Annotated in this window: 13 protein-coding genes, 1 pseudogene and 1 other annotated feature; of the genes and pseudogenes, 9 read left to right on the forward strand and 5 right to left on the reverse strand. The window is 43.4% G+C overall.

What is annotated here, in order from left to right:
• The first annotated feature begins 38 nt into the window (after positions 1–38).
• The 9 genes from IEW93_RS09795 to hisIE all read left to right on the forward strand — a co-directional run bounded on the left by IEW93_RS09795 (position 39) and on the right by hisIE (position 9,050).
• Positions 39–1,382: a hypothetical protein gene (locus tag IEW93_RS09795; protein ID WP_188739157.1), complete on the forward strand. Its 1,344-nt coding sequence runs from the start codon at positions 39–41 to the stop codon at positions 1,380–1,382.
• A gap of 254 nt (positions 1,383–1,636) precedes the next feature.
• Positions 1,637–1,755: a sequence feature (His leader region), on the forward strand.
• Between the two features lie 71 nt (positions 1,756–1,826).
• Positions 1,827–2,726, forward strand: a complete 900-nt coding sequence (hisG, locus tag IEW93_RS09800; RefSeq protein ID WP_188739158.1) for an ATP phosphoribosyltransferase — start codon at positions 1,827–1,829, stop codon at positions 2,724–2,726.
• Positions 2,727–2,731: 5 nt separating this feature from the next.
• Positions 2,732–4,024, forward strand: a complete 1,293-nt coding sequence (gene hisD / locus IEW93_RS09805; protein ID WP_188739159.1) for a histidinol dehydrogenase — start codon at positions 2,732–2,734, stop codon at positions 4,022–4,024.
• Between the two features lie 27 nt (positions 4,025–4,051).
• Positions 4,052–5,113, forward strand: coding sequence for a histidinol-phosphate transaminase (hisC, locus tag IEW93_RS09810; RefSeq protein ID WP_188739160.1), 1,062 nt, complete (start codon positions 4,052–4,054; stop codon positions 5,111–5,113).
• Positions 5,114–5,174: 61 nt separating this feature from the next.
• The gene (hisB, locus tag IEW93_RS09815; RefSeq protein ID WP_188739161.1) at positions 5,175–6,242 is read left to right on the forward strand and encodes a bifunctional histidinol-phosphatase/imidazoleglycerol-phosphate dehydratase HisB; all 1,068 of its coding nucleotides are present in this window, start codon (positions 5,175–5,177) and stop codon (positions 6,240–6,242) included.
• 9 nt (positions 6,243–6,251) lie between these two features.
• Entirely contained in the window at positions 6,252–6,914 is a 663-nt protein-coding gene (gene hisH, locus IEW93_RS09820) for an imidazole glycerol phosphate synthase subunit HisH (RefSeq protein WP_188739162.1), read from the forward strand.
• The gene (gene hisA, locus IEW93_RS09825) at positions 6,911–7,648 is read left to right on the forward strand and encodes a 1-(5-phosphoribosyl)-5-[(5-phosphoribosylamino)methylideneamino]imidazole-4-carboxamide isomerase (RefSeq protein ID WP_188739163.1); all 738 of its coding nucleotides are present in this window, start codon (positions 6,911–6,913) and stop codon (positions 7,646–7,648) included. The genes hisH and hisA overlap by 4 nt, the downstream gene beginning before the upstream one ends.
• Complete coding sequence (gene hisF, locus IEW93_RS09830; RefSeq protein ID WP_188739164.1) at positions 7,630–8,403, forward strand: imidazole glycerol phosphate synthase subunit HisF; 774 nt, start codon at positions 7,630–7,632, stop codon at positions 8,401–8,403. The genes hisA and hisF overlap by 19 nt, the downstream gene beginning before the upstream one ends.
• A 23-nt stretch (positions 8,404–8,426) precedes the next feature.
• Positions 8,427–9,050 (forward strand): bifunctional phosphoribosyl-AMP cyclohydrolase/phosphoribosyl-ATP diphosphatase HisIE, encoded by a 624-nt coding sequence (hisIE, locus tag IEW93_RS09835; RefSeq protein ID WP_188739165.1) that lies wholly within the window; start codon positions 8,427–8,429, stop codon positions 9,048–9,050.
• Positions 9,051–9,136: 86 nt separating this feature from the next.
• Here hisIE and IEW93_RS09840 read toward each other — a convergent pair whose 3' ends face one another.
• From IEW93_RS09840 to pheS, 5 genes and pseudogenes are all read right to left on the reverse strand, one after another.
• The gene (locus IEW93_RS09840; protein ID WP_188739166.1) at positions 9,137–10,006 is read right to left on the reverse strand and encodes a mechanosensitive ion channel family protein; all 870 of its coding nucleotides are present in this window, start codon (positions 10,004–10,006) and stop codon (positions 9,137–9,139) included.
• A gap of 48 nt (positions 10,007–10,054) precedes the next feature.
• Complete coding sequence (lpxM, locus tag IEW93_RS09845; RefSeq protein WP_188739167.1) at positions 10,055–10,990, reverse strand: lauroyl-Kdo(2)-lipid IV(A) myristoyltransferase; 936 nt, start codon at positions 10,988–10,990, stop codon at positions 10,055–10,057.
• Positions 10,991–11,407: 417 nt separating this feature from the next.
• Entirely contained in the window at positions 11,408–11,707 is a 300-nt protein-coding gene (gene ihfA, locus IEW93_RS09850; protein ID WP_160052251.1) for an integration host factor subunit alpha, read from the reverse strand.
• A gap of 3 nt (positions 11,708–11,710) precedes the next feature.
• Positions 11,711–14,098, reverse strand: coding sequence for a phenylalanine--tRNA ligase subunit beta (gene pheT, locus IEW93_RS09855; RefSeq protein WP_188739168.1), 2,388 nt, complete (start codon positions 14,096–14,098; stop codon positions 11,711–11,713).
• A gap of 15 nt (positions 14,099–14,113) precedes the next feature.
• Positions 14,114–15,044: pseudogene (gene pheS, locus IEW93_RS09860) on the reverse strand (phenylalanine--tRNA ligase subunit alpha).
• Positions 15,045–15,267: the final 223 nt, after the last annotated feature.

Below are 15,267 nucleotides of genomic sequence, written 5' to 3' on the forward strand. Positions count from 1 at the left end.
AACAGCTTAAATGTGAATTGTGCTTAAGGAAAAGCAAAATGAAATGGTTAATTGTGGTGTTCCTCAGTTGGTGCATTGGCTTTATAAGCTACCCACTTATTTGGCAAAATGATGCTGATAATCCCCAAGGCCAGCAACCACTCACCACTGATACCGCAATATTTCAGTCCAAAGGAATGACAGTCTCATCCAAGACAACTATGAGTACATCACCACAGGACGATAACACAGGCCATGATAGTGAAGCGATAAAAGCACCAATATTACAAGATGCCACGCCATACATGTCAATATTTAAGATCATGCAACTCGCTGAACAAGATCCTTTAGAAGCCTTACTTATTGCTCAAGAAACTCAACACGAGGACTTATACGGCTTTATCTTAGAAATAGCCGGCAAAAAACAAATTTCGAATGTTATTTCTTGGCTTGAACAACAAAAACAGACTGAACAATACGAATCGTTACTCGACAGCTATTTGCGAGGCTTAGCTTCAGTTAATCCCCAGCAAGCGTTAAGCGAAGTTGACATACTCACCACCGAGCCAATGAAAAGCTCTGTCATTATGTCGATTGTTGACTCATGGGCCAGTACAGATGCTATGGCAGCATTTCAGTGGCTAAAGCAACAACCCGAAACGCCCTCAACGCTTAAAATGTACTTAAATACCATGTACTACTATATTGAGCAATCACCCACAGAAGCAGCAAGTCTCATATCATCACTCCCCCTAAATGAGTCTACTAATTATCTTATTACGTCCATGGTATATCAATTAGTTGAAAAAAATATTCAAGAAGCCATTGACTGGCTAGACAGCATTGCAATCGATCAACGCGCAAATGGTGTTTTTATTATTTCCCGTAAAATGGCAGAAACCGATCCGGAAGCAGCTTTGGCCTTTTTAAACAACCAAAAACAAACGTACGAATTAAATCTCGATTATTACAACAGCGCCGTTGCAGAGATTGCCAGCGTAGATCCCGACATGATGTTGGATAGAATTGAAAATTACGACGCCAATGTGCAACGCGATATTATCATTAATGCCAGTTACGCCCTTGCAGACTATTCTGAATCCCAATTTTTACAAGTTGTTGCCATGCTCTCTGAAGACAATCAAGATATTGCCTATCGCCAAAGAGCAAGCCAATTAACTCAAACCGATCCGCAACAAGCCTTTAATATTGCTGAGCGGATCAGCGACACCAGCGTCCGTTTAGAATCCATTATTAGTACAGTTAATGTGTGGAGTGGTTTTGATAAAAAAAATGCCCTAATTGCCATTGAGAACTCAAACCAATTAACCGCCAGCCAAAAAGCGGATATCAGTAGTCAAATGCAACTTCAGCTCACTTCCTCCAATATGATTTATCCATAACCCCAAAAGGAGACTAAATTAAGGTAAGCATCATGAGTAAAAATCATCATGAGCTCTTAATGCATAACTTATGCAAAAAATTTGGTAATAAAATGACAGAAATGCTTTGTTCACTATTGCAAACAAGCATAAATGCGGTTAAGTTAACTGCAAGTCGTTTTACACAGTAACAAATGAGTGAATAATTCCTCATTTAAAGTGATTTTTTAAGACAACCACAAGAGAACAAACATGAACATCCAAGTGACTACAATCCATCATCATCACCATATGCGGTAGCCTTCGGATGCTTACTGCCGGAGGACGTTATCCTTCTGGTGGTGAACACATTTTCACATAAACCCCTGGAAGGAATTTCAGGGGTTTTTTGTTTTCTGCTCTTTGTTTTTAGAAATAATATTTTAATTTACAACATTTTATAGTTAACACATAAGGAAGTATCACATGAGCCAGTCAAAGCGTTTACGCATCGCCATTCAAAAATCGGGGCGATTATCAAAAGAGTCACAACAGCTACTTAAAAGCTGTGGTGTGAAATTTAACGTTAATGAACAACGTCTTATTGCTCACGCTGATAACATGCCAATTGATTTATTACGTGTGCGTGATGATGACATTCCTGGTCTAGTTATGGACGGAGTGGTCGACCTAGGCATCATTGGCGAAAACGTACTAGAAGAAGAACAAATCGAACGTCAAACACTCAATAAACCATCAGCTTGTACCAAGTTACGTGAATTAGATTTTGGCTCTTGTCGTTTATCTCTTGCTGTACCAAATGAGTTTGAATACAAGGATGCCACCTCACTTGAAGGCTTACGTATAGCCACCTCTTACCCAAATCTACTGCGCCGCTTTATGCAAGAAAAAGGCATTAACTACAGTGACTGTATGCTAAAAGGTTCAGTTGAAGTCGCCCCAAGAGCCGGCTTGTCTGACGGGATCTGTGACTTGGTCTCTACCGGTGCCACACTCGAAGCTAACGGCTTATATGAAACCGAAGTGATTTACCGTTCAATGGCCTGCGTTATTCAATCAAACGAAGATCAAACGCCAGAAAAACAAGCGCTCATCGACAAAATTTTATCCCGCATGAATGGCGTTATCCGCGCTCGTGAAAGCAAATACATCTTATTGCACGCCCCAACCGAAACATTAGACCAAATTGTAGCGCTACTACCCGGTGCTGAAAACCCAACGGTATTGCCATTAAACGATGACACTAACCGTGTGGCAATCCATGCAGTAAGCAGCGAAGATTTGTTCTGGGATACCATGGAAGAATTAACCGCCCTAGGCGCAAGCTCAATTCTTGTTATGCCAATTGAAAAAATGATGGGGTAACACAGATGCAAATTCTCGATTGGGCCTCTTTGACAACGGCTGAGCAGCAGCAAACCTTAGCACGTTCACCACTGATTGGTGATGCCAGTGTTGAGCAAGGCGTACGCGATATTATTGAACAGGTTAGTAGTCAAGGTGATGCGGCGCTAATTAACTTTAACAAGCGTTTTGATGGTGTTGAACTCACCAAACTGGCATTAACGGCTGAGCAAATTAATGCTGCATGCGAACGTGTTAGTGTCGATGTTAAGCAAGCTATAGCACAAGCTGTTGCAAACATTGAAACATTTCACAAAGCACAAGTGTTTAATGGTGTTGATATTGAGACCCAAGCGGGAATTCGTTGTGAGTTAAGAAGTGAGCCAATTGAACGCGTTGGTTTATATATTCCAGGTGGTACAGCGCCACTTATCTCTACTGTGATGATGCTGGCTTTACCTGCAAAGATCGCCGGCTGTGAAAAACGTGTATTAGTGAGCCCACCACCGATTAACGATGCCATTGTGTATGCTGCTAATGTGTGTGGCATTACCGACATATTCCAAGTGGGCGGAGCTCAGGCCATAGCAGCATTAGCATTTGGTACTGAGTCTGTACCTAATGTAGACAAAATTTTTGGCCCAGGTAATCGCTACGTTACTGAAGCAAAACGTTTAGTGTCGCAAGACAGTCGAGTAAGCGTATCAATTGATATGCCCGCAGGCCCATCAGAAGTATTGGTGATTGCCGACAAAGACGCAAACCCAGCATTTGTGGCCTCAGATTTACTGTCACAAGCAGAGCATGGCGTTGATTCACAAGTGATGTTAGTCACTGACTCAGTTGACTTAGCGCAAGCTGTAAATCAAGCGTTAGTTGAACAACTCGCACAATTGAGCCGTAAAGACATTGCAGCAAAAGCACTAGAATGCAGCCGCAGTATTATTGTGAGCGACATGATTGAAGCCGCTAAAGTATCTAACTTATATGGCCCAGAACACTTGATAATTCAAACCAGCTCGCCACGTGATGTGCTTAAAAAAATACGCGGTGCGGGCTCAGTATTTCTAGGCGCATATACGCCAGAGTCTGTCGGTGATTACGCCAGTGGCACTAACCATGTATTACCAACTTATGGTTACAGCCGCTCGGTTTCAAGTTTGTCGCTCGCTGATTTCAGCCGCCGCTTTACTGTTCAAGAGTTGAGTGTACAAGGCTTACAAAGCCTAGGTCAAAGTGTCATGGTACTGGCCGAAAATGAACTGCTAGATGCCCATAAAAATGCCATCGCAATTCGCCTAGCCAGCCTACAACAATGATAGTTTAGTGAAATAGAGAACATAGCCATGAGCCAAAACACAGCAGCGCTTTTTGATCCAAAACAGTTGGCCAGACCAGAATTACTCAAATTAACCCCATATCAAAGTGCAAGACGCATTGGCGGGCGGGGAGATATTTGGATCAATGCTAACGAATCACCGTTTAACAACAGTGATTTAGATAAAGTAAACCGCTACCCAGAATGCCAACCTCCAGAGCTTATCAATGCATACAGCAATTACTCTGGTGTTAAGGCCAGTAACATTATTGCCAGTCGCGGCGCTGATGAAGCGATTGAATTGTTAATCCGCACTTTTTGCGTACCAGGTGTCGACAGTATCGCTTGTTTTGGGCCCACATACGGCATGTACGCCATTAGTGCTGCCACGTTTAATGTTGGAGTTACGGCGCTCAGTTTAACTGATAATTACCAACTACCTGATGCATGGCCGAATCAAATTGGCGACGCTAAAATTGTGTTTATTTGTAACCCAAATAACCCAACGGGTACTGTGATATCAAAAGAGAACATTGAGCAAGCCATTCAAGCTGCGCCAAATGCCATTGTTGTCGTTGACGAAGCCTATATTGAGTTTTGCCCAGAGTATAGCGTGGCAGATTTACTCAGCACCTACCCTAACCTTGTGGTGCTGCGCACATTATCAAAAGCATTTGCATTGGCCGGCGCGCGTTGTGGCTTTATGTTAGCCAATGATGCCATTATCGATTTAGTCATGTTAGTGATTGCGCCTTATCCAGTGCCACTCCCTGTATCAGAATTAGCCACTAAAGCCTTGAGCGCGCAAGGTCTTGACACCATGCAAACTCAGGTGGCCACATTAGTAGAACAAGGCCTGCGATTAAGTGCGGCACTAAGTGCTTTTGGCGCTCAAGTACTGCCAGCAAACGGTAACTACGTGTTAGCTAAATTTGACGATGTTGCCAGTGTAGCTGAGCGCTTACGTGAGGCAGGCATTGTTGCCCGTGCATATAAAGACCCTCGTTTAGCCGATGCTATCCGTTTTAGTTTTACTAACGAGCTACAAACCAATGCCATAATTGCATTGTTTAACGGCTCTGCGGCTTAAACCCAATTGACATTTGTAAAAATTAACTAAAAAAATTACACCCTATTGTTAAGGTAGTCACATGAAACAGAACATATTATTCATCGACCGCGATGGCACATTAGTAGAAGAGCCAGCAATCGATAAGCAATTAGACCGCTTAGAAAAACTGGTTTTTGAGCCGCAAGTTATCCCAGCATTACTCAAGTTACAAAAAGCCGGTTTTCGCTTAGTGATGGTGAGTAATCAAGACGGTTTAGGCACCCCTTCATTTCCAAAAGAAGACTTTGACGCCCCGCACAATATGATGATGCAAATCTTTTCTAGCCAAGGTGTTAAATTTGACGATGTGGTCATTTGCCCACACTTTAATGACGAAAACTGCAGCTGTCGCAAACCCAAACTTGGCTTGGTTAAAGACTACTTAACTCAAGGTAAAATCGATTTTACCACCTCAGCCGTGATTGGCGATCGTGACACTGACGTCGAGCTTGCCAATGCCATGGGCATTAAAAGCTTTAAATACGACCGTACAACGCTTAACTGGGATGACATCGCCAATGCCCTATTAAGCAAAGGCCGTATCGCCACGGTAGTACGTACCACCAAAGAAACCGACATTAAAGTGACCATAGACTTAGACAGCCAAGCCAAAGGGGTAATTGAAACAGGCATCGGCTTTTTTGACCACATGCTTGATCAAATTCAAACCCACGGTAATTTCAAAATGGACGTCCACGTCGACGGCGATTTAGAAATTGACGACCACCACAGCGTTGAAGACACCGCCCTAGCCATTGGTGATGCGATTCGCCAAGCATTAGGCGACAAACGTGGTATTGCGCGTTTTGGTTTTAGCTTACCGATGGATGAAGCCAGCGGCGAGTGTTTAATGGATATCTCAGGGCGTCCATTTATTAAATTCAATGCAGATTTTGACCGTGAAATGGTCGGCGAAATGGCCACCGAGATGGTCCCGCATTTCTTCCGCTCATTTGCTGATGGCCTTCGTTGTACATTACACATTGGCTCAACAGGCGATAACGATCACCACAAAGTAGAAGCACTGTTTAAAGTCTTAGGTCGCACACTTCGCCAAGCGGTGAAAGTCGAAGGCGACATACTGCCATCAAGCAAAGGCGTTCTGTAAGGAGTTAACGTGACACAAGAATCTGTTTCTTCAATCAATGCCAATGACTTAACTGTAATTATCGACACGGGTTGCGCCAATTTAAGCTCTGTGCGTTTTGCGTTTGAGCGCCTAAAAGCCAATGTCGTTGTCAGTGCAGACTTTGATGTTATTCGCAGCGCCGCTCGCGTTGTTTTGCCAGGTGTTGGCACAGCAGGTGCGGCAATGGATGCGTTAAAGCAAAAAAACTTAATCGAGTTGATTAAAAGTTTAACTCAACCAGTGATGGGCGTGTGTCTTGGCATGCAAATGCTCGCCAATTTATCTAATGAACATGGCGGACGCAGTGAGCAAGATATTACCTGCTTAGGGCTTGTGCCTACAGATATTGGCGACCTTGACAGCAAAGGCTTGCCTTTACCCCACATGGGCTGGAACCAAATAGAGGTTAGCGACCATCCGCTATTTAGCGGGATTGAAAATGGCAGCTATGTGTATTTTGTTCACAGCTACCGCGCGCCCATTAGTGAATACACCTTAGCCAGCAGCACTTATGGCGAATCATTTAGTGCGGCCATTGGTAAAGATAACTTTTTCGGGGTGCAATTCCACCCTGAAAAAAGCGCCAAAGTCGGTGCGCAGATTTTACAGAACTTTTTACAGATGGGATTAAACATGGGGACATCACAGTGATTATTCCAGCCATTGATTTAATTGACGGCCAAGTGGTGCGTTTATACCAAGGTGACTACGACAAACAAACCACCTTCGACTTAAGCCCGCTGGCACAACTGCAATCTTATCAAGCACAAGGTGCCAAACTGCTGCATATTGTTGACCTCACGGGGGCAAAAGATCCCGCTAAACGTCAAACCCAACTGATCAGCGAGTTAGCCGCAGGGCTTGAGGTTGATATTCAAGTGGGCGGCGGTATTCGCAGTGAAGAGCAAGTTGCAGAGCTGCTCAATATTGGGGTTAAACGTGTGGTGATTGGCTCACTGGCCGTTAAAGAACCTGAACTGGTAAAAAGCTGGTTTGTAAAATACGGTAGCGACGCTATTTGTTTAGCCCTTGATGTCAACATTAATGAGGCTGGCGAAAAAATAGTGGCGGTTTCTGGCTGGCAATCAGGTGGCGGTAAGTCATTAGAATCGTTAGTCGCCGAGTTTGAAAGCGTTGGCCTTAAACATGCTTTAGTTACCGACATCAGCCGTGATGGCACTCTGACAGGCGCTAATACTGAGCTTTATACTGAGCTTGCATCGGTTTACCCAAACATTTTGTGGCAAGCATCGGGCGGTATCGCCACCCTAGATAACGTAGCCGCAGTGCGTGACAGTAAAGCCTCAGGCATTATTATTGGTAAAGCCTTGCTTATTAATCAATTTACCGTTGAGGAGGCAATACAATGCTGGCCAAACGTATAGTTCCGTGTCTTGACGTTCGTGAAGGTAAAGTGGTTAAAGGCGTGCAATTTCGCAACCATGAAATTGTCGGCGACATCGTTCCACTCGCCGCCCGATATGCCGAAGAAGGCGCAGATGAGCTGGTGTTTTATGACATTACCGCCAGTGCCCACGACCGGGTTATCGATAAGTCCTGGGTGAGCCGTGTTGCTGAACAAATTGATATTCCCTTTTGTGTGGCCGGTGGCATTAAAACCATTGAGCAAGCGCGCGAGAAACTGGCTTTTGGTGCCGATAAAATCTCGATTAACTCGCCAGCATTAACCGACCCAAGCTTAATATCGCGCTTGCAAGATGAGTTTGGTCGCCAATGTATTGTGATTGGGATTGACTCATACTACGACGCTGCAACTGACAGCTACAAAGTGAAACAGTTTACCGGCGATGAAGCCGCCACCAAAGACACCCAATGGTATGCGCAAGATTGGGTTGAAGAAGTACAAAAACGCGGTTGTGGTGAAATTGTGCTTAACGTTATGAACCAGGACGGCGTGCGTGGCGGTTACGACATAAAACAATTAAGCATGATCCGCGCTATTTGTGACGTGCCATTAATTGCTTCAGGTGGTGCGGGCACCATGGAACACTTTAAAGAGGTGTTTGAACAGGCTAAAGTCGACGCTGCATTGGCTGCTAGTGTATTCCACAAAGGCATTATTGATATTGGCGAATTAAAGCAATATTTACACGCCAATCACATTGCCATTCGTTTATAACCTTGCCGAAAAAGAGAACACCAATGACTGATATCGTATTTGACAGCACAAGCGTAGATTGGGACAAACAACAGGGGCTTATCCCTGCAGTTGTTCAACATCACCTAACCGGCAAAGTGCTGATGCTAGGCTACATGGACCAAGCTGCATTAGAAAAAACCTTAACCACTAAACAAGTCACTTTTTTTAGCCGCTCAAAACAGCGTTTATGGACCAAAGGTGAAACCTCTGGTAATACCCTTGATTTAATCGCTATTGATAAAGATTGCGACAACGACAGTTTTTTAGTGCAAGTGATCCCAAGCGGCCCAACCTGCCACACTGGCACAGAAAGCTGCTGGAAAGACGGTAACGCGCACCCTTTTATTGATAATCTGACCAACTTGATTATTTCACGTAAAGGCCAAAGCGCCGACTCAAGCTATACCGCGTCATTATTTGAGCGTGGCACTAAACGTATTGCCCAAAAAGTCGGTGAAGAAGGTTTAGAAACCGCCCTTGCCGCAGCCACTCATGACAAAGAAGAGCTGGTCAATGAAGCCTCAGATCTGATGTACCACTTAATCGTGCTACTAGAAGATCAAGGGTTATCAATGGCTGATATTAATAAAAACTTATTAGACCGCCACACCAAAGCCAGCAAATAGCCTAAATATCACCATGCTTGAGTATGGCTACATAAACAATAAAAAAGACGCCGCGGCGTCTTTTTTATTAAAAGGTAAACGTGAGTTTAGTTTTTATCACTTCGGGTAATAGTGAGATTACCATCCACATGCAAATCACGTTGCGGGTAAGCGATCACGACGTTATGCTCGTTGAACAACTCATAAATTCTAAATCTTATTTCACTCCTGCGGCGACGAATGTCGGTTTCAGACACCGCATTAACCCAAAAAACGGTATCGAATGTTAATGCGTTATCGCCAAAATCTTCAAATAATACCAATGGTTTAGGCTTATCGTTAATGTCATCCCGCTCTGCTAATACTTGAAATAACAGTTTTTGAACTAACACAACATCTGAGCCGTATGCCACACCGACACGCACAAAAGTACGTGCGTTTTTATCAATCAATGTCCAGTTGGTCACGGTGTTTTCAAGTAACTGGCTGTTAGGCACCAACATATGCACACCGTCGTTACGACGAATAAGCGTAGAGCGAGTATTAATACATTCAACCACACCACGAGCATCGCCTACTTCTAAAAAGTCGCCAATACGAATTGGGCGCTCCCACATCAAAATCCAACCACTGATAAAGTTGTTAATGATGTTTTGCGCGCCAAAACCCACACCAATCGCAATCGCACCCGAGACAAAAGCAAATGCCGTTAATGGGATATTTAAAATATCCATACTGGTAATAGCCAAAATGGCGATGGTGAGGACTAAATACATACGAGAAAATAAGTGCACGGCATCTGCACTTACGTTGCGTCTGCGTAATGCACTAACAATGATTTTTCCAACTCGGCTAACGATAAACCAGGCAAGAAAAATATAAAGTGGCACTTGGATTATTTGTAATAAAGTAATTGGGCTATTGTCATAAGTGAACACCACAAACGACAGGGCAGATAGCAATTCGTTAAAATCCATATACACCTCTTATTATTGTTTAAACATCTTAAATGCCACGACCCTGTTTTAGTAAAACCTCTGCTCGCCTGGTGGTCGGGTTTTGAGTAATCTTAAAAACCACATGTATTGTTCTGGATAGGCAGTAATCACCTGCTCTACAACTTTGTTTAATGCCAAGGCTTCGTTTTCTTTACCCACCATATCTTGGGGGGCAATTGCAGGCATTACTGTCATAATAAATTGCCTATCTTGTTCATTATAACCAATTTTAACAGGCATCACTTGAGCATTACCGGCTTGAGCAAGACGACCAACCACAGGCAATGTTGCTTTAACTGTGCCTAAAAACGGCGTAAATACGCTTTTATCTGGCCCTAAATCTTCATCGGGTAAATAAAAGAAGCTGTTGTCTTTTTTAAGCTCTGCTAATAACGCACGGATCCCAGCTTCACGCATGTACACTCGGCCATTTTGGCTGCTACGCATACGATTGCTAAACCAGTTAAATAAGTCATTACGATGAGCCTTAGCCATGGTCACTAACGGAATTTCCATATTGACACGTAGCCCTGCGTACTCCATTGGCCACACATGAGGCATGATAAAAATGATTGGCTGACCGGCATCTCTGGCCGCTTTAACATGTTCAAAACCATTCATTTGAATGCGACGCTTTAAATGTGCGGTAGATCTAAACAGTAATTCGGCTTGCGACAATAAGACCAACACAAACATTTTTACGTTTTGCTCAACTAACGCTTCAACTTCTGTTTCCGACATTTCTGGAAAACAATGACTGATGTTAATTCTGGCTATCCTGATTGGTTTTTTGGCTATTTTCATCACAATAACCGCTAAACGCCTGGCAATAGGATCGCGAACACTGGCGGGTAAAATACCAAACAAAAACAACACAGCAATGGCTAACCATGTTGGCCAAAAACGCGGGTGTAACAACGCCATTTTAAAACGGGTATCAAAATGTTTTGCTTCTCGAGACAAAAGAACACTCCAAATAAACGTATACGAACAAAAACATCTCAATGTTAATATTCGGTGAAATATTATTATACCATTGTGCGTGAATAAGTAATGACTTAGCGAGAGTTTAAAGGCTTAAACAAGGCACATGACTAAAGAAATCGTTATTCTTTTTCAAAATCATGCAGCACATTGTAAGCCATTTTAAAAATCGCCTAAAAGGTATGCTCCAGCGGTTTGTGGTAATTAAAAGGGAACAACCATTGCGGCATGCATCACTTTAATCAAAAACCGTTGGACGCATTCTGAGTAATCACTTAGTCATTCGGTTCGTATTATACCAAGGTTTGCTAAACTCAAAAACAAAAGAGCCACTCAATTAAGAGTGGCTCTTAGTCATACAGATCCAAAATTTGGATTGGCGTATTAACCAGTGATTTATTTTTTACCCGAGTTTGCAGCTTCAACGCGTGATTTTAACTTCTGTCCAGGACGGAAGGTAACGACACGACGTGCAGAAATGGGAATATCTTCACCAGTTTTCGGGTTCCTTCCCGGTCTTTGATTCTTGTCCCTAAGGTCAAAGTTGCCAAAGCCAGATAACTTGACCTGCTCACCATTTTCGAGTGCTTCACGAATTTCTTCAAAAAAAGACTCAACCATCTCTTTGGCTACACGTTTATTAATGCCTAACGTTTCAAAAAGATGCTCTGCCATTTCGGCTTTGGTAAGTGCCATACTTTAATCCCTCAACGATGCGTTGAACTCGGTCTTAAGAGCCGATAAGACTGAATCCATAGTTTCAGTGATATCTTTTTCTTCAAGTGTACGAGTAGTGTCTTGTAATGTAAGTGCGATAGCGAGGCTCTTTTTGCCAGGCTCAACACCTTTACCTTGGTATACATCGAACAAGTTTAAGCCAACCAACTGATTTTCGCCAACTTTTCTTATCAAATTCATAACATCAGTGGCAGAAACTGCTTCATCTACTACAAGCGCAATATCGCGACGGTTAGCAGGAAACTTAGATACAGCTTGGGCTAGCGGCAAACGGGCGTGCAATAATGCATCCAGTTCTAACTCAAAAACAATTGTTTTGCCATTGAGTCCAAACGGCTTTTCCAAACTAGGATGGATAGCGCCGATGTAACCAATGACTCGATTATTTCTTAATATTTCAGCACATTGTCCTGGATGCAGCGCAGGATGTGTTGCCCCTTTAAAACTAAATTCAGAAGAGGCAACTGTCAAGCCAAGAATTGCTTCTAAATCACCTTTTAAATCAAAGAAGTCGACAGTTTTTGACTCCATTGACCAATGTTCTTCGTTTTGCACACCTGAAATAACCGCGCCCAGCATGGCTTGCTGGCGAACGCCAGAATCTGCTTGTGCATCAGGAACAAAGCGCAAACCGGTTTCAAATAATCTTACTCGACCTTGTTGACGGCTCTGGTTGTAACCCACAGCGGTTAATAATCCAGTAAACATAGACAAACGCATTGCCGACATTTCGATTGAAATAGGATTTGGTAACACCATGGCTTCTTGGCCTGGGTGCACTAAATTTTGCATTTTAGGGTCAACAAAGCTGTAAGTTACTGCCTCTTGGAAACCACGAGCAACAAAAATGCTACGCACACGCTTAAGCGAAATGTCTGCTTCTTTGTGATCTGGCATGGTAAGCGATGCTTGTGGGGCGGTATTAGGGATGTTGTTGTAACCATAAATACGTGCCACTTCTTCGATTAAATCTTCTTCAATCGCCATGTCAAAACGGTAAGTTGCAGTTGTAACCTGCCATGCATCATTTGCTGTTTCAACGCTAAAGCCTAAACGCTGTAAAATCTCTACTACGTCAGCATCAGGAATATGATGACCTAAGGTTTTATCTAACTTACTGCGACGTAATGTGATCTTTGCCGCTTTTGGTAAATGCTCAGCAGATACCGCTTCAATCACTTGCCCTGCTTCACCACCACAAATATCAAGCACAAGACGTGTAGCACGGTCCATTACTTTGTGTTGTAGCTCAGGGTCAACGCCGCGTTCAAAACGGTGTGACGCGTCTGTGTGCAAGCCTAAACGACGCGACTTACCCATAATGGCAAGAGGGGCAAAAAATGCGCACTCTAACAAGATGTCTTGGGTGTTTTCATTAACGCCAGTGCTTTCGCCGCCAAACACACCTGCAAGTGCAACGGCTTGTTTGTCGTCGGCAATCACTAAGGTGTCGTTTGGCACGGTAATTTCGTTACCATCAAGCAAGGTTAACTTTTCAACGCCATCGGCTAAACGCACGGTAATACCGCCGTTTAGGGTGTTTAAGTCAAACGCGTGCATTGGTTGACCAAATTCAATCAACACATAATTGGTAATGTCGACAATCGGGTCGATTGAACGAATACCGCTTCGACGCAGCTTTTCTTGCATCCATAACGGCGTGGCAGCATTAACATTGATATTTTTAACCACACGACCTAAATATCGTGGGCATAAATCTGGCGCAACCACGTTGATGCTAAATGGTGCATCAATTGTGGCATCAACTGCTTGCCATGTTGGCTCCGTTACTGCTTGACGGTTTAATACGCCCACTTCGCGCGCAAGACCTGCCATGCCTAAACAGTCGGCACGGTTAGCAGTTAAATCAACATCAATGATGGCATCATCAAGTTGTAAAAATTCACGTACATTCACACCTAATGGTGCATCTTGTGGCAGCTCAATAATGCCATCGCTTTCGATGTCGATGCCAAGCTCACCGTATGAGCACAACATGCCCATTGAAGGTTGGCCACGTAATTTGGCTTTTTTGATTTTAAAGTCGCCAGGTAATACTGCGCCAACCATAGCAACAGCCACTTTTAAACCTAAACGACAGTTTGGCGCACCACAAACGATATCAATTAGCTCGTCGCCACCCACATTGATTTTGGTTACACGTAATTTGTCAGCATCAGGGTGCTGGCCACATTCAACCACTTCGCCAATGATCACGCCGCTAAAATCAGCCGCTACAGGGTCTACGCCGTCGACTTCAAGGCCGGCCATGGTAATTTGGTGTGATAACTCGTCACGACTTACAGATGGGTTAACCCACTCACGAAGCCAAGATTCACTGAATTTCATCTAATTATTGCTCCGTTATTTGAATTGCTTAAGAAAACGTAAATCGTTTTCGAAGAAGGCACGTAAATCATTTACGCCGTAGCGCAACATGGTTAAACGCTCTACGCCCATACCAAAAGCAAAACCAGAGTATTTTTCAGGGTCAATGCCCACACTGCGCAGTACATTTGGGTGCACCATACCGCAGCCTAAAACCTCTAACCATTTACCGTTTTTACCCATTACGTCTACTTCAGCTGAAGGCTCAGTGAATGGGAAGTAAGATGGACGGAAACGCACTTCTAAATCTTCTTCAAAGAAGTTGCGTAAAAAGTCATGCAAAATGCCTTTTAGCTCTGCAAAATTAACATTTTCTGCCACCATCAAACCTTCAACTTGGAGAAATAATACGCAAAGGCGGTTTTTCGTGTTCCATTGTGCGAATTTGCACGCCCGAAGTTTGGGTACGCAACATCACTTTTGGATTAAAGTAAAAGGTATCGTGATCGGCACGTGCAGGGTGATGTTCAGAAATATTTAATGCATCAAAGTTGTGAAAATCATCTTCGATTTCAGGCCCTTGCTTAACAACAAAGCCTAATTCACCAAAAAAGGTTTCTATCCGTTCGATAGTGCGAGTCACCGGATGTAAGCCACCGTTCTCTAAGGTACGCCCTGGTAAAGTCACATCGATTTTTTCAGCAATTAATTTTGCTTCAAGTTCCGATGCTTTTAATCCGTCGATACGCTCAGACAGCTTTTGCTGTACCGCTTGCTTAGCTTGGTTGACGGCTTGTCCAAAAGCAGGTTTTTCTTCTGCGCTTAAGGATCCCATCATTTTCATCATGTCCGTGATTTTACCTTTTTTACCAAGGTAATCGACACGGATATCATCCAATGTCTTTAGATCACTGGCCTTGTCAATGACCTCTAAGGCTTGTTCTACGATCTCGGTTAACTGCTGCATGTTATCATCCACTGCATTTGTGCATATCAATGCGATTGGGCGTCTGCTTCGACTATCAAATAAATCAACTAATTTGATAGTGCCGACGCGATAGTTTAACTCGTGTTATTTGCACAACGAGCCAAAGCTAGGGTTAAAATAAAAGAGTGAAATTTTACGTGAGCGACCGCAAATTTGCTAGTCATAATTGGACTTTTTAGTGGCAAATAGCTGTATTTAACTG

Origin of the sequence: Shewanella inventionis (genome assembly GCF_014641855.1) — a bacterium.
In the GTDB taxonomy this organism is placed as follows: Bacteria; Pseudomonadota; Gammaproteobacteria; order Enterobacterales; family Shewanellaceae; genus Shewanella; species Shewanella inventionis.